General features: G+C 72.5%; 8 protein-coding genes. 3 read left to right on the top strand and 5 right to left on the bottom strand.

What is annotated here, in order from left to right:
- Window positions 1-14: 14 nt before the first annotated feature.
- Window positions 15-2,624, bottom strand: coding sequence for a right-handed parallel beta-helix repeat-containing protein (locus OG828_RS32995; protein WP_328503199.1), 2,610 nt, complete (start codon window positions 2,622-2,624; stop codon window positions 15-17).
- Window positions 2,621-11,413, bottom strand: a complete 8,793-nt coding sequence (locus OG828_RS32990; RefSeq protein WP_328503198.1) for a hypothetical protein — start codon at window positions 11,411-11,413, stop codon at window positions 2,621-2,623. The genes OG828_RS32995 and OG828_RS32990 overlap by 4 nt, the downstream gene beginning before the upstream one ends.
- Window positions 11,414-11,624: 211 nt before the next feature.
- Here OG828_RS32990 and OG828_RS32985 point away from each other — a divergent pair, with 211 nt between their 5' ends.
- From OG828_RS32985 to OG828_RS32975, 3 genes are read left to right on the top strand one after another with little or no spacing between them, the layout of a single operon-like run.
- Window positions 11,625-12,563: a serine/arginine repetitive matrix protein 2 gene (locus OG828_RS32985; RefSeq protein ID WP_328364678.1), complete on the top strand. Its 939-nt coding sequence runs from the start codon at window positions 11,625-11,627 to the stop codon at window positions 12,561-12,563.
- 23 nt (window positions 12,564-12,586) lie between these two features.
- On the top strand, window positions 12,587-12,898 hold the full coding sequence (locus tag OG828_RS32980; RefSeq protein ID WP_210574433.1) for a hypothetical protein: 312 nt from the start codon (window positions 12,587-12,589) through the stop codon (window positions 12,896-12,898).
- Window positions 12,899-12,931: 33 nt separating this feature from the next.
- Entirely contained in the window at window positions 12,932-13,261 is a 330-nt protein-coding gene (locus OG828_RS32975) for a hypothetical protein (RefSeq protein ID WP_328503197.1), read from the top strand.
- Between the two features lie 74 nt (window positions 13,262-13,335).
- On the opposite strand, the gene OG828_RS32970 is transcribed toward OG828_RS32975, so the two are convergent.
- The 3 genes from OG828_RS32970 to OG828_RS32960 form a co-directional block, all read right to left on the bottom strand.
- Window positions 13,336-17,907, bottom strand: a complete 4,572-nt coding sequence (locus OG828_RS32970; RefSeq protein ID WP_328503196.1) for an FtsK/SpoIIIE domain-containing protein — start codon at window positions 17,905-17,907, stop codon at window positions 13,336-13,338.
- Window positions 17,908-18,069: 162 nt separating this feature from the next.
- Complete coding sequence (locus OG828_RS32965; RefSeq protein ID WP_328503195.1) at window positions 18,070-19,293, bottom strand: hypothetical protein; 1,224 nt, start codon at window positions 19,291-19,293, stop codon at window positions 18,070-18,072.
- Entirely contained in the window at window positions 19,290-19,799 is a 510-nt protein-coding gene (locus tag OG828_RS32960; RefSeq protein WP_328364667.1) for a sigma-70 family RNA polymerase sigma factor, read from the bottom strand. Before OG828_RS32960 ends, OG828_RS32965 begins: the two co-directional genes overlap by 4 nt.
- Window positions 19,800-19,863: the final 64 nt, after the last annotated feature.

Here is a 19,863-nt window from a genome sequence, read left to right as displayed (position 1 = left end):
CGGACGGGGGTCGGTCAGGCGGGTGTGGTGGGTTGGGGCAGGTCCTGCTCGTCCAGCAGTACGAGTTGTGCCGCCTCGGGCGCGGTCAGCTCGGCGACCCGCATGGCCTGGCGTTCCGTCATGGTCTGGAAGAGCTGGCGGGCCGTGCGGCCGTTGCCGAACCGGTCGTTGCGCGGGATCAGTTCGACGTGCTCGGCCAGCGCCTTGCGGGCGGCCGTGCTGAGTTCGTACCGGTGGCGCTGGGCGTGGTGCTCGACGATGCTGACCAGTTCGGCCGTGGAGTAGTCGGCGAAGACCAGGCTGCGGGTGAAGCGGGAGGACAGGCCGGGGTTGGAGCCGATGAAGCGGTCCATGTCGTCCGGGTATCCGGCGGCGATGACGACGACCTCGTCCCGGTGGTCCTCCATCAGCTTGACCAGGGTGGCGATCGCCTCGCCGCCGAAGTCGTTCGCGGACCCGGCCGGGACCAGGGCGTACGCCTCGTCGATGAAGAGGACGCCGCCCCGGGCGCGGTGGAAGGCCTCGGTGGTCTTCGGGCCGGTGTGGCCGACGTACTCGCCGACGAGGGCGCTGCGGTCGACCTCGACCAGGTGGCCGCGGGCGAGCAGGCCGAGGGCCTTGAGGAGGCGGCCGTAGAGGCGGGCGACGGTCGTCTTGCCGGTGCCGGGGTTGCCGGCGAAGACCAGGTGGCGGCTGAGCGGCGGGGCGGGCAGGCCCGCCTGCTCGCGCAGCCGTACGGTCTGCATCAGCTTGACCATGCCGCCGACGTCGCGTTTGACGCCGTCCAGGCCGACGAGTTCGTTCAGCTCGGCGAGCAGGTCCTCCAGGGTCTCCGGCTCGGGTTCGGGCTCGCCGTGCTGGGCCAGGCCGGGGGTGCCGGTCGCCGGCCCGGCGGGGGTGGCCGGGGTTCCCGCGGGTGTGCGGGGTGTGGCGGGGGCCGTCGGCAGGTCCGAGAGCGTCGGGAGCAGGGCCGTGCCGACCCGGATCGCGGCGCAGTCCTCGAACTCCGGCTCGGCGCCCTCGGCGAGTTGCGCGTCGTGACCGCAGTCGAAGACCCGGCAGCCCCGGAATCGCGGGGTGGCGCCCCGGGCCATGTGCAGCGCGGGGAACGCGGTGGCCGACACATCGCAGTGGTCGAAGGTGCCGCCGGACTCCTCGCCGACGAGGATGCCGTTCTTGCCGGTGCCCTCGATCCGTACGCCCCGCACCTCGGCCTGTGCCTTCCGCCCCAGGACCAGGCCGCCGGCCCCCGACCCGGAGACTGAGCCGCCCTCCATGACCAGCCGGGCCCCGGTGTCGACGGTCACGCCCGCGCCGCCCACCTCGGCGATCCGGGTGCCGCGCAGCACGGCGACCGCGTCGGCCGCCAGCTCGACACCGCCCCGCCGCTGGCCGGTCACCGAGCAGTCCAGGAGCTGCGACTGACGGCCGGAGCGCACCCGTACGCCCGTCTCGCCGTCCTCCACGCGTACGGCGGCCAGCACCACCTGTGCCTCGCCGTCCACCTGCGCTCCGCACGCCCGCGCCCCGGCCAGCGTGGTCCGGGTGACCTCGGCCTGCGTGGTCCCGGCGGCCACCAGGGCGTGCTCCCCGCTGCCGGACACCCGGCAGCCGGTCACCACCGCGACCGCCCGCTCGTCCAGGTGCAGGGCCGAGCCGCCGGTGCGGGCGAACAGCGAGTCGGTCAGCGTCACCGTCGTACCCCCGGCCGCGAGCAGTCCGTGGCCCGCCGGGTCCAGCACATGGCAGCCGCGTACCGTCAGCCGGGACGCGTCGCCGGCCTCCAGGCCGTGGCCGCCCGCCCCGGTGATCCGGCAGTCGGTCAGCTCGGCCCGGGCCTCGTGCGAGACCTGGACACCGGAGCGGGCCACGCCCTCGATCCGGCACCCGTCCAGCAGCGCCTCGGCGGTGTCCTGGACGAGGACGCCGTTGCGTCCGGCGCCCACCAGGCGCGCGTCGCGCACCAGCAGCCGTGAACCGCCGCGCACCCGCACCGCGGATCCGGAGTTCGCCTGGATCCGCAGCCGCTCGGCGAGCAGCACGGCCGTGCCGGACAGTACGGCGCCGATGCCGTCGACCGACTCGATCACCGTGTCCTCGACGCGGGCGCGTGCGTCCCCGGCGAGGTGCAGCGCGGTGTGCTGGGCGCCGCTGAGCCGGGTCCCGCGCAGCACCAGGACTCCGCCTCCCAGCGGGTCCGCCAGCTCGGCGGCGAGGTCGCTGTCCAGGTCCAGGGCGGCGTTGGCGACGGCTCCGGAGCCGTCCGGGGAGCCGAGCACCTCGATGCGGCCGTGGCCGAGCCGGCAGTCCTCCAGGCTGAGCCCGGCGGCGTCCTCGACCCGGATCAGCGCCTCCACGGGGTCGGCGCCGCGCAGCACCAGGCCGGTCAGCAGGCACTCCGGGGCGGTGACGGTGAGGGCGATGCCCGCGGGGGCCCGCAGGACGACCGAGCCGGGGCCGTACTCCGGCTCCAGCGTGACACGCCGGTCGAGCCGCAGGGTCTCCTCGTACTCGCCGGGCGCGACGGTGACGACCGCGCCCGCGGGCGCGGCGGCGAGCGCCGAGGCGATGCTGCGGTGCGTGCCCCGGCCCTTGGGCGCGACCCTGATGGTCCGGTCCGTCATGCGCCGCCCCCGCTGTTTGAGACGTCCCCGACGACCGAGTCGCGGATCGCGCCCGTCAAGTACATGTTGGCGAAGATCTTGTCGGCCAGCTTGCCCATGCCCGCCGCCACGAAGATGTCGAAGAAGCCCTGGCGGTGGTACCAGCGGCCGGCGATGTTCTGGGTGATGATCGTCTTGGCGAGGCCGGTGGTGACGCCGCCGATCACGCCGGCCGCCGCGCCGGCCGCGCCCACCAGCAGCGCGTCGGTGCCGTAGAGGTGGACGGTGTTGCCGTCCTTGTCCTTCACGCCGAAGATCGCCGCGCTCGCGCTGCCGCCGATGAAGCCGGAGAGGGCACCGCCGAAGATGCCGAGGCCGAAGTCGTACGTGCCCGCGCGCCAGCGGGTGACCTTCTCGTTGCCCGCGAACTCGCTCTGCCAGCTGTCGTCGTTGGGGCGCCGGGAGTAGGGCTGGCCCATGTCCATCTGGCCGAGGCCGGTCTTCCAGGGACCGCCCCGGAAGGTGGCGAGGTGGCCGGCCGAGAGGGTGCCCTTGACGCCCGCGCTGACGGTCGCGCCGAAGGCCGCCTTGGCGACGTCGTTCCAGCCGAACTCGCTGCCGGTGGCGGCCGCGACGATGCCGTAGACGACCAGGTTCATGCTGAAGTCGAGCAGCCACTCCTGGCCCATCTCGACGGCCAGCATCTGGGCGGCCTTCCCGGCGAACGGGGTGTACACGGACTCGCCGCCGACGCTGCGGCCGAAGTCCCAGCGGTTGGGCTCGCGCCACATCCGGCTGAAGCCGCGGTACTCGCCCAGCGCGCCGATGAAGTTGGTCTCACGGCCGATGAGCGTGGTCCGGCCGAAGGTGTCGCTGCTCCAGATGTATCCGGAGATGGCGCGCTGCTCCAGGAGTGTCGTGCCGGTCGGGCCGCCGTAGCGCCGCCACTGCTTGTGCCACTCCTCGCTCTCCAGGAAGGTGCCGTCGCCGAGATCGGTCTTGCGGCGGATGTCGATCCCGTTGTCGAACTCCTTCCACACGTTGGAGTTGAAGGTGCCGCCGACGTCCGGCACGTACTCGCGCACCCGGAACGGCGCGTCGGTGGCCCAGCTGTGGATCGGTCCGGTGGCCGGGCGGGCCGGGATCTCCTGCACGGTCACGGTGTTGATGGTGGCCGGGTTGTTCGGGTCCGGAGTGGCCACCTGGTCCTGCCAGCGGGCGTCGGGCCGCCAGCCGGGGAGCACGTTGCCGTTCGAGTCGATCCAGTTCCGCACCCGGTGCGGGGCGCCGCCGCCGAAGTCCATGACGTTGCCGTGCCGGTCGATCTTGTTCCACTGCCAGGTCTCGGCGCCGGTGTTCGGGTCGCGGCTGACACGCCAGGCGTCGACGGTGGTGCCGTCCCCGAGCAGCCGGTGCTCGCGGATCAGCCTTCCCCCGTCGAAGTCCTGGAACGACTCCTTGTCCCAGGCCCAGGTCTCCATGCCCCGCTGGTGCTGCGTCTGCCGGATGCCGTGGGTGCCGTTCGGGCCGTGCCATTCCAGGGTCTTGGCGCCCGCCGGGCCCGTGGCGGTGATCGTGATGGTGTTGTTGCCGCCGCCGGCCGGGTCGGGCCAGGTGTCCTTGCGGCCGACGACCATGCCGTGCGGGTCGTACTTCGTCCAGTCGCCGGTGCCCGCGTGGATGTTCTGCCGGAAGGCGATGTCGCCGTTGCCGGCCTGGCCGTCCGGGCGGACGGCGGGGGCGGGCCGGTACTCGATCACCGTGCCGTCCTTGAGGCCGGTGCGGGCGACCTCCCACTGCTTGTTCGGGTCGGGCGAGTACCAGTCGCCGTCGGCCCGGTTGGGGGTGAAGCGGTCCTGGAAGAGGATGTCGCCTCGCTGGTGGCCCGGCGGCACGTGGAAGTCGGCGGCCACGTACGTGCGGTGGCCGTCGAGCTTGCCCGCGCCCTCGGACCAGGGCAGGTAGTTGGCCTGCCGGTTGACACCGTTCGGCAGCGGGACGTCGCCGACGGTGAGTTCGTTGCCGCTCGGCGTCTTGCCGGTCACCCGGACGACCTGTCCGTTCCTCGCGATGTCCGTCGTGACACCGCTCATGCTGACGAACCGCACACCGCGCTCCGGCAGTCCGCCGGACGCGGGCGTGAGCTTCCACTCGTGGATCTGGTACTTGCCGTCGAAGCGCAGCCAACTCGCGTCGGCCAGGCTGGTGGCCCGATAGTCCCCGCTCATCGCCCAGCGTGCGAAGAACGGCGGGCGCTGCTCGGCGATCCGGCGGGTCTCCAGGAAGTCGCCGTTGCTCAGCGTCACGCCACGGCCGTTCTCCTTGCCGTGCGGCGAGTGGGACATCCAGTCCCGCTTGGGGATGCCGTCCGCGCCCATCTCCACCTGGAAGTAGCGGCGTACGTCGTGCGGACTCGGGGTGAAGCGGCCGAACTTCTCGTGGACCACGGTGTCCACGCCGGTCTTCGGGTGGGCCATGGTGTCCGTCCAGCCCCGACCCGGACCCCACTTCCTGGCACCCTCCGCGAGGTGGTTGTAGTCCGCGTCGAAGCGGTGCCAGGTGCCGCGGCCCGCGCTCTGCGTCCAGACCGAACGGTCCAGGCTCGCCAGCACATGGCCGCCGTCCGGGTTCTGCTGGAAATGGCGGACGCGGGTGTCGACGCCCCGGACCGTGGTGACGTCGAAGTAGCTGCGGCCGCTCTCGCCCCAGTGCCGGGTGCCGTAGCGGACCGCCGCGCCGGCCCCGTCGAACTCGGTCCACACACCGCGCTGGTTGAAGCGGCCGAACGCGCCGACCCCGGCGGCGGAGTGGAAGGCGTCGATGGAGCCGCCGTTGCCGAACGGCAGCGGGCGGCGCTCGAACACCTCGGTGCCGGAGTGGCCGAGCAGCCGGACCCGGCCGTGGTCGATGCCCTTGAGGTCGACCGTCCCGCCGTCGTACCAGGGCCGGTTCCCGGCCGGTGGCACCGGGTTGCCGGCCGCGTCCAGGTGGATCCGCTGCCAGGTCGGCTTGGCGCCGGCCGGGGCCGCGTTCGGGTTCGGGTAGGTCACCTCGATGTGCTGGTCGGGCTTGATCCGGCCCTGGTGGATGACGTTGATCCGCTGGAAGTCGAGCCGGCCGTCGGCGTCGTACCGCTTGAACTCGCCCTGGTGCGAGGCGCCGACGCCGTCGACCCGGTACTGGCCGTTCGGCTCGCGGGTGACGTTGCCGGGTGTCGGGGTCAGGTGGGCGTCCAGGACGCGGAGCTGGTTCAGGTCGGTGCGCAGGAACCGGGTGCCGATGCCGTCGCCGAGCCGGACGGTGTCGTACAGGTGCGTGCCGTTCCCGTCGTCCACGCGGAAGACGCCGCCCTGGCCGGTGTCGGTCACCGAGTGGTCGAGCCTGCCGTTGTTGCCGTAGAGCCGGAAGCCGCCGTCCGCCTGCTCCACCCGGTGTCCGCCGCCGGGCCGCGCGGTGACCTTGATGTTCGGTATCTCGGCCAGGTTGTTGTCCACCAGCTCCAGGGCCCCGCCGGGGTGGACGCGGACGTTCTGGCCGACCGGCACACCGGCCGCGTCCTGGAGCCGGACGGTGTCGATGTCGACGCGGCCGTCCGCCGCCCCGTGGACGCGGAGGGCGGTCGGCTGTTCGACGAGGAAACTGCCGTCGGCGCGGACGGTGACATGGGAGTTCGGGATGGCGGAGCCGTCGCCCTGCTTGAGCACGGCCGGTCCGTTGACCGGCGTGTGGACGAACTCGCCGTTCGCGTGCGGGGCGGTGCCGCCGGACAGCTCCCGGACATCGGCGGTGTGGTTGCCCCTGACGTCCACGGCGACATGGTCGTTGCCGCGGAGGACGCGGAAGCCGTTGCCGTCGCCCGGCTGGGGGACGGCGGTGGCGGTCGGGTGACCGTTCAGACGGACCGTGCCGGCGGGGTCGATGCGTAGCACTCCGCCGTTCAACGCGCCCCCGTTCAGCGGGAGTTCGTCGTACATGTGCTGGTAGTTGGCGTCGTAGGTGACCGTGCGGTTGTTGGCGCCAGGGACGCGGTACTCACCGCCGACGTGGGTGATGCCGCCCGGCTGGGGTGCCCCGGCCACGTCCGTGCGGATGATGCCGCCGGGCCGGCCCGCGACGGGCGTGTGGACGAACTCGCCGTTCGCAGCGCCGCCGTTCAGGGGGCGGGCCGTGTGTGTCTGAACACCCAGGTCGTTGACCACGAGGTGCGGCTGGTTGGGGCCGTTCTCGATACGGAAGCCGACCGGTTGTGTCTCCACCCGGGCAACCGGCACCGGGTTGCCGCCCGCGTCGATCAGATCGTGAGTCGCACGGGTCCCCTCCGGCGAACGGACCATGTTGCCGCCCGGCACCGGCAGAACCCGGTGCACATAACCGCCGTCGGCCCCATACACCCGCAGCCAGTTGCCGTTCGCCTCACCCACATGGAAACCACCGTTGCCCGGCAGGACCGTGACGTTGACGCCGGGCTGACCGGTCACGCCGACCGTGCCGTTGGGGTCGATGCGCAGCACCCCGCCGTTCAACGCGCCACCGGTCAGCGGGAGTTCGTCGTACGCGTGCGTGAAGTTGGCGTCGTAGACGACCGTGCGGTTGCCCGGCCCGGGGACGCGGTACTCGCCGCCGACGTGGGTGATGCCGCCCTGGGGTGCCCCCGCCGCGTCGGTACGGATGATCCCGCCGGGCTGGCCCGCGACGGGCGTGTGGACGAACTCGCCGTTTGCAGCGCCGCCGTTCAGGGGGCGGGCCGTGTGTGTCTGAACGCCCAGGTCGTTGACCACGAGGTGCGGCTGACCGACACCGTTCTCGATCCGGAAACCGGTCGTTTGCGGCTCCACTCGGGCACCCGGCACCGGGGTGCCGCCCGCGTCGATCAGATCATGAGTAGCACGCGTCCCCTCCGGGAAACGGACCATGTTGCCGCCCGGCACCGGCAGAACCCGGTGCACATAACCGCCGTCGGCCCCATACACCCGCAGCCAGTTGCCGTTCGCCTCACCCACATGGAAACCACCGTTGCCCGGCAGGACCGTGACGTTCACGCCGGGACGACCGACCACGCCGACCGTGCCGTTGGCATCGATCCGCAGCACCCCGCCGTTCAACGCGCCACCGCTCAACGCGAGTTCGTCATACGCGTGCGCGAAGTTCGCGTCGTAGACGACCGTACGGTTGCCCGGCCCGGGGACACGGTACTCGCCGCCGACATGCGTGATGCCGCCCGGCTGGACTGCCCCGGCCGCGTCGAGGTGCCGTATCGCGCCTGTGCCGCCCGGCAGTACGTCGATGCCGACCGTCGTACCGCCGAAGTGGCCGCCCCGCAGGGTGATCTGGTGCTCGGCGCCGACCAGACGGGTGCCGTGGGTGTCCACGTCGAAGTCCCAGTGGCGGGTCTCGCCGCCGTTGACGTGCTCGATACGGACGACGTTGCCCTGGCCGGTCTGTTCCGCGCGCAGTCCCTGGACGCCGTTCGGGTTGACGATGTTCGGCCGGGAGCCGGGCGTGATGTCGACGCGGACGCCGTTCAGGCCGGGCACGTTGACGGCGTGGGCGGGTGCGGTGTTGGTTCCGGAGGGTCCGGCCGTGGTGATGTGCGGCGGCGGGGCCTGACTGGGGAGGGTCTGGAGCTCGATGCCGCGGACGACCTGGGTGCCGATCTGCTGGTGGTTCAGGGCGGCGCTCAGGTGGTAGTCGGTCCGGCGGACCGAGCCGTCGCCTAGGTCCTGCTCCACCCGCAGGAACTGGTTGCCTCCGCCCTGCGGTGTCTCGTAGGTCGCCCGGACTCCCGGAGTGGGGGGATCGACCCGCGGCTGGGTGGCCGTCGGGGTGACTTCGACCCGGACGTGGGGCAGCCCGGGGATGTTGGTGAAGGTGTGCTGGAGGTCCAGCGCCTGGTCGTTCTGCATGAAGACGCGGATGGTGCGGTGCTGGTCACGGAACGCGGCCAGGTCGACGCGGCCGAGCTGGGGCAGGTCGGCGAGGAGGCTGTCGTTGCCGGGCAGGCCCAGGCCGCCGTTCTTGGCCGGTCCCCCGGTGCCGGGCGGTGGTACGTGCGAGGCCGGGCTGCCGTCGAGCCCGCCCGTGGGGGTGTGCTGGACCCCGCCCGGTGCCGGGGGCGCGGTCAGCGCGTTCGCCGGCGCCGGGTTCACCGCGGGCGTACCGCTGACGGGTACGTCCACCCGACCGAGAGCGGATGCGGGCGGTGCGTCGACGTGGGCGGCCCCGGCCGGGACGTCCGACGCGACCCCTGTCGGTCCGCCCGCGTTGCCGGTGACGGGGAGGTCGACGCGGCCCACGGACGGCACGTTGACGCTCCCGGCGGCCGGTACGTCAACGCGCCCCACGGACGACACGTTCGCAGTTCCCGTGGCCGCGACGTCCACCCGCCCCACCGGCGCCACACCCACACCACCCGCGGCCGGCACATCCACCCGACCCACCGGCGCCACACCCACACCACCCGCCGCCGGCACATCCACCCGCCCCACCGGCGCCACACCCACACCACCCGCCGCCGGCACATCCACCCGCCCCACCGGCGCCACACCCACACCACCCGCCGCCGGCACATCCACCCGACCCACCGGCGCCACACCCACACCACCCGCCGCCGGCACATCCACCCGCCCCACCGTCGACAGGTTCACGTTCACGCTCGTGACCGACGGGACGTCCACGCGGCCGACGGACGGTGCGTTCATGGTGCCGACCGACGGGACGTCGACCCGGCCCAGGGTCGAGCCGACGCCGTTGACCGAGGGGATGTCGGTGATCCGGGCGGCCATCCCCGGGGCGTCCAGCCGCGTCGTCGTGGGGCCGTTCGCCAGCGCCCCGGGGCTCGGCACGTTGACCTGGTGCGCGCCCACCGCGGCGACGTCCGGCGAGGCTCCCATGGTCACCGTGGGCACGTTGACCTGCCCGAGGCCCGTCGTGGGCACGTTGACCTGGGCGACGGCCGGGACGTCGACCTGGCCGACGGACGGTGTCTGCACGGAACCGACGCCGTGCGCCGAGGGGATGTCGGTGACCCGCGCGTCCACCGAGGGCATGTCCACCCGCACCGCGGTCGGACCGGACGCCACCGAACTGAGACTCGGTACGTCGATCCGGGCGGCGCCGACCGCCGCGATGTCCCCCACCGCGATGTCGGCGCCCCGGAAGGCGCCCGTGCCGACCGCCCCGACCTGGCTGATCTGGCCCAGCTGCGGCATGTTCATGTTGCCGAGCCCGCTCAGCTGGGGCACGTTGACGCCGCCGAGCCCGCCCAGTGGGGGAATGTGCACACCGCTGAGTCCGGAAACGGCCGGCAGGTCGGTGATGCGGGCGCCGATGGCGGGGACGGGCGCGTTGAAGGACCCGCCGAGCCCGCTCAGTCCGCCGGTGAGGTTGACGTTGCCGATCGAGGGCGACAGGTCCAGCGGCGGCAGCTTCGTCAGCCCCGAGCCGAGTCCGCCGGCCGGGGTGGGAGTGAAGCCGGTCAGGTTGACGTGCGACAGTCCGCCCAGGTCGGCCCCGGGCCGCAGCAGCGTGAGCCCCGACGCCGCGGCCCCGCTGATCTTGCTGGACGCGCCGAGGAACTGGCCCCCGGCGAAGGCCCCGTACCGGTACATGCCGAAGACACCCCGGTCGATGACGCCGATCCTGAGCGCGAAGAGCAGGCCGTTGCCCATCTCGTCGGCGGCGACCGGCAGGAAGAACCGCAGCCCGTTGAGCCCGCGCACGCCGTTCAGCATCGAGTGGCCCAGCGAACTGCCCAGCCTCCCGATGCCACCCAGGCCGCTGATCACGCTGCGCACCGCGAAGAAGCTCTTCGCGCCCAGCAGGTTGATGACGGTCAGCTCGGTGGCCGCCGGGAGGACTGAGAAGCCCTTGCCGAGGCCGACCCCGCCCAGGGTGAAGCCCTTGAGTCCCGGCATGAAGGCCAGACCGGGCGTGAACTTCATCCCGTTGATGCCACGCAGACCGTTCAGCCAGACTCCGGTGGCCCGGAAGGTGTCGTCGATGCCGAGGGTCAGCCGGCCGAGCAGCCCGAACGCGTTGGGCCCGCCCAGGAACAGGGTCTTGCCGCCCTGGAAGGCGGAGACACCGGCCCCCTTCAGCCCCTTGAACACCGCGCCGACGTTGATGCCCTTGGTGGTGGGCGCGATGACGCCCAGGATGGAGAGCACCAGTTCGGTGACGCTCGCCTTGCCCTGGGAGAAGTCCACCGCCGTCTTGATCAGCAGCGCCACGTTGAGCCCGATGGCGAACAGGGCCAGCGGACCGCCGACGATGATCGCGGGGATGATGAGGATCAGCGCCAGCCAGCCCAGCGCCTTCCAGAACTCCTCGCACTCGTCGATCGGCGAGGCGATGCTCTCCGCCGCCGTGGTCAGCGCGGACGCCGCCGTCTCGGCGGCGTCCGACAGGATGCTCCCCGCGTCCTCGGCGGTGGACTTGTGGCCCTCGCGTCCCTCGTCGTCGTCCTCGGCCAGCCCGGCCGCCGCGGTCAGGGCGGCGTCGGCCCGCTCCTGCTGGGCGCGCATCACACCGACGTAGGTCCGCAGCGCGGCCTGGGCGTCCTGGTGGGCCTGCCGGAACGTGGAGACGTAGTTGCGCAGATCGCCGTCGATCACCTTGCGCAGCGCGTCCGCCGTCTCGCCGACGAAGGCCCCGTCCGTGGTGTTCTTGATCTCCGTCAGTCCGGTGTCGATGGTGTCCGCCAGAGTGACCAGTTCGCCCTGCGAGGTGATGATCTCGTCGATCCGGGCGGCGTCGCCCGGGGTGGGGTCACTGCCGAGGCCGAGCGCGCTCCAGTCGGCGGGACGAGCCATCGGGGGCGCCTCCTTCTGCTTGCGGGACGTGCGTCGGGACGCACCCGGACGTGACGTTGGGACGTACGTACGGGCCGTCGTCTGTCCCGTCCACGCACCGGGACCCCGAGATGGTTCAACGCACGGGAAAACAGTGTCTGTTGAACCTTTCCGGGGTCCTGGTGCGTGGAGGGGGCGGAAGAGGCGGACGGGACACCAGGAGGTACGACGGGTGGCGGACTTCTCCATCGACTACTCGGCCCTGCACACGGTCCAGAAGAAGATGCACGACCTGGCCGACCAGGCCGACTCGGGCGGCGCGACCGGGGCGTTCAAGGAGGTGGGCGAGGACACCTCCAGCGAGCGCCGGGCGGTCTTCGGCGACTCCGGTCTCTCCTCCGCGTTCAACCTCTTCTACCGCCGCTCCAGCTCCCGTACGAAGCAGGCCAAGGACGGGCTCGGCCAACTGGCCGACGTCTTCAGCTCCGTCGCCAACACCTTCTTCGACGCCGACGCCCAACTCTCCAGCGCGGCGGGGCTGATGGGCTCCAGCATCGGCCTCGACGAATGGAAGAACGACACGGCGGCTTACGAGGCCTGGCAGGAGGACAAGACCGCCTGGGACGCCTACCTCGACAAGATCGGCGCCGGCGAGTACTTCGACCAGCACCCGGACGCCGACATCGGTGAGGTCTGCCGGGCGGACGGCGCCCCGTCCTGGTGCGAGACCTGGCAGAACGACGAGGACGCCCCCGATCCGCCGGGCCCCGCGCCGGAGAAGCCCTCCGCCGACCCGCCGACCGAGTACACCTACGAGGACGAGCACGGGACGGTCGAGGTCAAGGTCGAGCTGAACGACCAGCACGACGTCATGAAGGAGACGTCGACGATCACCACCCCCGACGGCCAGTCCTACACGTCGGTCACCACGTACGACTCCGCCCCGAAGATCATCGATCCGGAGGGCAACGGCACCAAGGACGCCTTCGACGCCCGCGACTACACCATGGTCACCACCTACGCGGACGGTTCGAAGACCACCAGCGTCTTCGCGATCAGCGACGACGGCTCGGGAACCATGACGAGCACCGATCAGGACGGCAAGGTCACCGTCTCCACCCGCTCCGGCCCGGACGCGGAATGGGTGACCCCCGAAGACGACGAAGAGTAGAGACCGGGAAAGGACCCCTCCCCATGGCAGCCAACATCAGCCTCTCCTACGCCGAGATCGAACGTGTCGCCGGCCTGCTGGACACGAGCGTCGACCAGACCCTGGTCCCGCGCATGGACGAGGCCAAGCTGGAAGTGGACACCCTCCTGGACACGGCCCTGATCCTCACCGAGTCCAGCCCCGCCCTCCAGGTCCAGTACGAGAAGTTCACCACCTCGCTGAAGGAGGCCACCGACAGCATCAAGGGGTACGCGGAGCAGTTCCGCAAGATCATGGAGTCGGTGAAGGGGATGGACCACGACATCGCCGAGAAGGTCAACAGCAGCGGTCAGTAGCCCGAGCAGTCGGACACCCCTCAGGAGATCACGATGGCAGCAGGAAGTCCCGATGTCCTTTTCGATTACGACGAGATCGCCCGGGCCGCCACGGCCATGGGCAACAAGCTCACGGACATCTCCAACGAACTGACCGACCTGGAGACCACGGTGAGCGGTCTGCTCCAGGACGGCCTGGTCTTCGAGAAGGCCAGCCCCGCGCTCAAGGACGCGTACGACGCCTTCAGCAAGCAGATGAAGTCCTCGGCCAGCAACATCGGGGAGTACGGCAAGAGCTTCCAGGACATCGGCGAGTCGATCGCCCAGTCCGACCAGGACATCGCCAACGAGGTCATCAAGGCCCAGAGCGAGTCGAACGCCTGAACCGGTAGAAGGGGGGTGGGGCCGCTGTCCGGCGGCCCCACCCCCCTTCTGTACTGCCTTTTTGTACTGCCTTCTCAGCCGTCCAGCACCGTGAGCGGCACCTGGACCGCGATCGGGGCGCCCGCCTCGCTCGCCGTCCAGCCGCGGCCGGGGGCCAGCGGTGTGCGGACCTGCTCGGAGGAGATCCGCACCCCGATGAGGTCGCCCTCCCCGATCGACTTCGGCCCGAGCAGGATGCCGCGCCGCGAACGGCGGGCCATACCGACCCAGCCGAGGGAACTCATCGACTCGGGCAGTCCGGCGAGCAGCAGGCCCTGCTGTCGGTCGCGCCCCGAAGTGGCGACCTGCCGGAGCACCTTGTCGGCCCCGCACGCCAGGAGCAGGTCCGCGTCGTCCACGACGACGACCACCGGCTTCCCGGAGACCGCGCGCAGGGCCTGGGTGACCGCGTCCGCCGAGGGGTCGTGGTCGGTGATGACCTGGGCGAGATCGTGCGCGGCGAGCTGCCGCAGCTGCGAGTCGCGCGGCGCCAGGACGACGAGTGCCGTGCCGCCCATCAGCAGGGACACGCACATGGAGGCGAGCGTCGTGCTACGTCCCGAGCGCGGGGGCCCGGCGACCACGAAGGAGCCGCCGCCGGCCGCGAAGTCGAAGCCGAGGGGCTCGGCGGTGTCGCCGCCGATGCCCACCAGGGCCCACAGCGGACGGCGCCGGGACTCCGGGACGCGGTCCACCGCCTCCTGGAAGCCGATCAGGGAAGGGAGTTCCTCGATGCGGAAGGGACGGCGGACGACCGGGATCGCGGAGTCGCGCGCGGTGGTGCGACGGCCGATCTCGGCCAGCGCCTCGCCCTGGTCGGCGCCGTCCTCGGCGGGCAGCAGGGCGATCTGGGCCTCGACGCCGCTGGGGGCGTGCCAGCCGCGGCCGGGCGGGATGTGCGCGGGAACCTTGCCACGGCCCATGCCGGCGATGTTGTAGTCGCTGAGGTCGGCCTGCTTGAGCAGGAACCGGCTGTCGTTGTGGGCGGCGAGGCGGCCGCCCAGCAGGATGCGCTCGGAGGTGGCGATGACGTGGATGCCGGCCGCAGCGCCCTCCCTCAGCAGCCGTACGACCTCGGAGTACAGCCGACCGCCGTCGTAGTCGTCGAGCATCGCGCTGAGCGCGTCCCAGCCGTCGATGAGCAGCAGCAGTCGGGCCGGACGGCGGTCTTTGGGGAGTTTGGCGCGCAGTTCGCCGATGCCGGGGGCGCCGTGCTGCGAGATCAGACGCTGACGGGCCGTCAACTCCGCGGTCAGGCGGGAGATCAGCCGCTCCAGGCGTTCCGTGTCGTGCCGCGAGACGACCGCTCCGCAGTGCGGCAGGGACTCCAGGGCGGCGAGACCGCCGCCGGCTGCGTCGATGCCGTAGATGTGCAGGTCGGAGCTGGGGATGACGAGGGCGGCGGAGCCCGCGACGGTCCGTAGGACCTGGGTGCGCCCGGAGCGGGGCGAGCCGATGACGTAGAGGTGGCCGAAGCTCGCGAAGTCGATCGTGCCGAGCCGTTGTTGCTGGAGCTGCGGGACGTCCATGAGGGCGTACGGCACCAGCGGCAGCCCACCGGGTTCGGGCGGCGGGCAGGGCGGCAGGGATTCCATGGGGACGGTCTCGGCCAGCGGGGGCAGCCAGGGGCTGCGCTGCGGCTTGTAGTCGTCGAGGAGTTCGGCGGCCCGGCCGACGGCCTCGACCAGGGCGCTCAGGTCGGTGACGGGTTCCTCGCCGCCGGTGCGGTACTCGAAGGTTTCGTGCTCGTCCTCCGCGGCCAGGTCGGCGGGGCGGCCCAGCCGGTTCCAGGTCAGCTCGACCCCTCGGACCGGACGGGAGGGCGTCACCGATTCGGGCGTGGCGGCGCCGGCGCGCTCGGCGCCGACCCAGGCCGTCTGGAACGGGGTGGGGGCGCCGGCGCCGCGCCGGATGAGGGCACGGCCCGGGGTGGAGGGCGAGATGCTGGCCGCTTCCGGGGCGTTGATGATGTCCTGGCTCTCGGAGCGGTCGGTCACCCGCAGGGCGATCCGGAGGTTGGTGTTGGCCTTGATCTCGTTGCTGACCGAGCCACCGGGCCGCTGGGTGGCCAGGACGAGGTGCAGGCCGAGCGAGCGGCCGCGCTGGGCGAGGCTGATCAGGCCCGGCACGAACTCGGGCAACTCCCGTACGAGGGTGGCGAATTCGTCGATGACCAGGAGCAGGCGGGGCAGCGCGGGCAGCTTCGGGTCGCGGGCCCGTTTGGCCCGGTACTCGGGATGGTCCTTGGCCTCGACGTCGGCCAGCACGCGTTCGCGGCGGCGCAGTTCGGCGTCGAGCGAGGCCAGGGCCCGCTGCACCAGATGACCGTCCAGGTCGGTGATCATGCCGAGGGTGTGCGGGAGTTCGGCGCACTCGCGGAAGGCGCTGCCGCCCTTGTAGTCGACCAGTACGAAGGCCAGTTCGTCGGGCCGGTTGACGGCGGCCAGTGAGGCGATCATGGTCTGCAGCAGCTCGGACTTGCCGGAGCCGGTGGTGCCGCCGATCAGCCCGTGCGGCCCGTCCCTGACCAGGTCGAGGCGGAGCTCGCCCTCGTATCCGGCGCCGAGCGTGAACGCGGTGGAGGCGGGCCGACGGGCCCAGCTCGCCACTATCGCGGCCGGGTCGGGCGGTTCCTGGCCGAGCAGCGGCAGCAGTCGTACGTCGGAGGGCAGCCCGGAGTCGCTGTCGACCGTGACGTCCCGCACGGGCGCGAGAGCGCGGGCGACCTCCTCGCACCAGTCGGCGCCGACCAGGTCGGCCCGGATGTCCTCCACGGAGGGCACCCCGGACGCCCGTACGGTCAGCCGGTTGCCCTCCGTCGTGATGACGGCGGTGCACTCCTCGGGCAGCAGCCGTTCGCGTTCGTCCACGCACAGACTGAAGATCCGCACACCGGGTCCCCCGGTCAGCAGCTGGACGACGCCGGGCACGTCCCGCAGCCGACGGGCACCGTCGAGGACGACCAGCACATCCGGTTCGCGCAGCAGGGTGTGGCCCAGCGCGGAGCCGGCGGCGGACGTCCTCGCCTGGATGTCGGCGATCAGTTCGCTGACGCGGTGGGCCGTGCTCTCCGGGTCGTTGCCGAGCGCGATGACCGAGCCGCGGCGGTCGGGCCGCAGGTGTGGCAGCCAGCGCACCCAGTTCCAGGCGTCCGCGTGCGCGTCGTCGGTGAGGACGACGATCCGCAGGTCCCGGGGACTGTGCAGGACCGCGGCCTGCGCGACGGCCCAGCAGGCCACCGTACGAGGGGTCTCGCCGGCACCGGACAGGCCCACGACGCCGAAGTCGGCCAGTTCGACGCCGAACGGCACGTCGGCCAGGCGCCAGTGCACCTGGCGGTGGTTGGACTCGCGGGCCTGGTCGTCGATGCGCTTGAGGGACGGGCGGGTGACCGTGCCGAGCCTCAGGGTGAGGTGGTCGGGGTCGCGGCGGCGGCGCTGCCACAGCAGGCTGCCGGGGCCGGTGGCGGTGAGCAGGACGGTGGCCGGGTCGGGGAAGGTGATGTTGCGCAACTGCCGTTCCGCCACGGTCGCGTCGCGCATCTCCAGCTCCAGGGAGGCGCGGCGCAGCCGGTAGATGCGCAGCGCCTCCTCCTGCTGCTTGCGCCCGGTACGGCGGCCCATGATCCAGTTGCTGACCGCCATCATCGGCGTGAAGAAGATGAAGATGATGAAGTAGAAGGAGCGGAACAGGCTCATCAGGACGAGACCCATGACCAGCGGCATCAGCATCATCAGCACAGGGAACGGCCGTGAGCCGCGTTCGCCGGGCGGACCCTGCATCCGGATCTGCTCGCTGTCCAGGTGCGGGGCGATGCGCGGCGGCCGGTTGTACTCGATGGCCAGGCCGTCGGCCGAGGGGTTCACGGCCGCGTCCGGGTCGAACAGCGGGCTCAGCCGCAGCAGATGGTCACCGAGCGACAGGTCGGCGTAGGCGGGCCAGGCCTGCGAGCCGTCGTCCGGCGGCGGAAGCCAGCCGACCGGGGGTGGCGGGGGCTGTTGCGGCAGACCGTCCGGGCCGGGCCGGGCGGGCTGCGGGGTGTGCCCGCCGGGGCCGCCGTCCTGCGGGCCCGCCGGTTCCTCGGCGGTCAGCGGGGTCCCGGTCTCCGGGTCGACGGGCGGCGGCGGGGTCAGGCTGCGCAGCCCGCAGCGGTCCTGGTCGGCGTCGCCGGGCAGCCGGTAGGTCACCGTGCCGTCCGTGCCCACGGTGATCCACACGCCCTGCTCGGGCGCGCCCCCGCCGTCCAGCCGCAGGGCGCAGCCCCGGTCCGTGCCGGCTTCGTGACTGCCGGGCCCCAGCCGCCAGGACCGCCCGGCACCGGGCCCGCTCACATGCCGGATCTCCACCAACTCCGGGTCACAGGACGGCGGTTCCCAGGCGCGGGCGGCGGTGCGGGCCGGCACGGGGGCGCCCAGGCCGACCACGACCCCCTCACGGATGCCGCTGGCACCGATGGGCAGATCGGGGCCGAGCAGCCGGTCGCCCAGATACAGCGGCCCGGCCTCCAGAGCGGCACCGAGGTCGCCGACCGTGGCGCCCTCGGGCAGATCCAACAGATGGTCCACCCGGCGCCCGGCCGGGTCGGCGGTGGTGAGGATGAGGTTCAACGTGGGTCCAACCGGTGCGCGAGGGGTCAGCTTGCGTGGACGTGGTGCCGGGGGGCCGGCTCCGGGCGGAGGCCGGCAGAGCGGACGGGGTCAACTGTGCGTGGACGAGATGCCGGGGCCGGGGCCGGCTCCGGGCGGGGGCCGGCCGAGCGGGTGGCGGGGTCAGCTGTGCGTGGACGTGGTGCCGGGGGCCGGGGTGGTGGGTTTCGGGCGGGGGGCTGCCGTGCGGGAGGCGGCGGGGAGTGGGGCCTCGCCGGTCGTGTGCAGGGAGGTGGCGGACTCGTCGGGCGTGCTGCGGGACACCTTCGGCGCCTCCACCGCGCCTTGGTCTTCTTCTTCGAACAGGTCGCGCGCGTGGCGGCCGGAGAGTCCGGTCGAGGCTTCGGCGGACGGGGCGGGCGGCAGGACGGGCGGGATCGAGGGCAGCACCTTGGCCACGGCGCGGCCCAGCGGGCCGCAGCGGGCCAGCAGCGGGGTCCCGGCGACGGCCACCCTGCCGTGCCGGTCGGTCAGCAGCGAGCGGACGTAGGCCCGGCCGGGGCCCAGGACCACGGCCCGGACTGTGGGGTCGTCCCCGGGCGGCGCGGCGAACTCCGGCGGCAGCGGGTCCGGCAGTTCAGCCGCGATCAGCACGGGCGCGATACCCAGCCGGGGCGGAGTCTCCCGGGCGGTCCGGTACGCGGACCGCACCGGGGGGCCCGCGTAGTCCCGGTGCACACCCTCGGCGACGACGACCAGCGGGCTCGGCAGCCGTACGTCGAGCTGCGCGGCGACCACCTGGACCAGGGCCGTGGCCGCCCGGTCGTGCCCGGTGACGGAGAGCACGGGCGGGCCGACGGCCAGGTCGAGGAAGGCCACCGACCGGTCCGCCTCACCGACGGCGACGATGATCGGGCGGACGTCGGCCGCCTCCGGTGTCACGGAGGGCAGGTCCGCGCGGGCCACGAGCCATCGCTCCGGCTGGTCCGGCTCCGTCCACCACGCCCCGTCGGGGTCGGGCCGCGGGAGGTCGGTCCCGGCGAGGAGCACGGCGACCGAGTCGGAGGCCACCAGCGCGGCGTACGGCCGGGCCGGCGCGGCGGCCGACCGGGCCGCGGCCAGGGCTCGTTCCGCGTCCCGCCAGGTCGCGGGGGCGCCCAACTGCCGTACGAGCAGCCGCAGACTGCTCCGGTGGCGGTACCAGGCCCGCACGGGCGCGGTGAACGCGTACCGCGTGACGGCCACTTCACGGCGCAGCCGCGCCCAGGCCGCGCGCCAGCCGCCCCAGCGCATCGCCCACACGCGCAGTAGCAGGTAGACCAGCAGCAGCGCCCCCATGATGCCGAGCACCCGGTAGATGGTGTCGCTGTGCTGCCGGAAGAAGACGAAGGGGTCGGTGTTCCTCATGCCGCCTGGATCTGGTCTCGTAGCGCCAACAGGGCATAGTGGTTGCGCGACTTGACGGTGCCCTGCGGGACCCCGATGGTCCGCGCGGCCTGCGCCCGGGTGTGGTCGCGCACGTGGATGTGGAACAGCACCTCGCGATGCTCGGGCGACAGTCCCGCCAGGGCCAGCCGGACGATCTGACGGTCGGCGACGCTGTCGGCCAGGTCGCCTGCGCTGTCCGGCCGGTGCACCATGTCGTCCGGGATCACGCCGACCGGGACGGCCCGGTCGCGTCGGCGGGCATCGACCGCCAGATTGCGGGCGACGCGGTAGAGCCAGGCGATCCGGCGGTCCTCGTCGTAACGGTCGAGGTCGGCGGCTGCCAGCCAGGCCCGCAACATCGTCTCCTGCACGATGTCCTCGGCACGGTGCCGGTCTCCGGAGGTGAGCCGGTACGCGTGGCGGAGCAGGCGAGCCCGGTAGCGCTCAGCGGTTGGGGGAGAGCCGGGTAATTGAGCGTGAGACATGGTTTTGCTCCAACGACGCACTCTGTGGGGCGACATGGGGGCACCGGGCCCACTGGGGCCGTGG

The sequence above is a fragment of the Streptomyces sp. NBC_00457 genome (assembly GCF_036014015.1).
Lineage (GTDB): Bacteria > Actinomycetota > Actinomycetes > Streptomycetales > Streptomycetaceae > Streptomyces.
The sequence above is the reverse complement of the archived record's forward strand: the minus strand, read 5'-3'. Positions and strand labels throughout refer to the sequence as shown.

Coding starts and splice junctions, on each gene's coding strand:
- OG828_RS32975 (WP_328503197.1), top strand. CDS start 12,932: ATGGCAGCAGGAAGTCCCGATGTCCTTTTCGATTACGACGAGATCGCC.
- OG828_RS32990 (WP_328503198.1), bottom strand. CDS start 11,413: ATGGCTCGTCCCGCCGACTGGAGCGCGCTCGGCCTCGGCAGTGACCCC.
- OG828_RS32980 (WP_210574433.1), top strand. CDS start 12,587: ATGGCAGCCAACATCAGCCTCTCCTACGCCGAGATCGAACGTGTCGCC.
- OG828_RS32995 (WP_328503199.1), bottom strand. CDS start 2,624: ATGACGGACCGGACCATCAGGGTCGCGCCCAAGGGCCGGGGCACGCAC.
- OG828_RS32960 (WP_328364667.1), bottom strand. CDS start 19,799: ATGTCTCACGCTCAATTACCCGGCTCTCCCCCAACCGCTGAGCGCTAC.
- OG828_RS32965 (WP_328503195.1), bottom strand. CDS start 19,293: ATGAGGAACACCGACCCCTTCGTCTTCTTCCGGCAGCACAGCGACACC.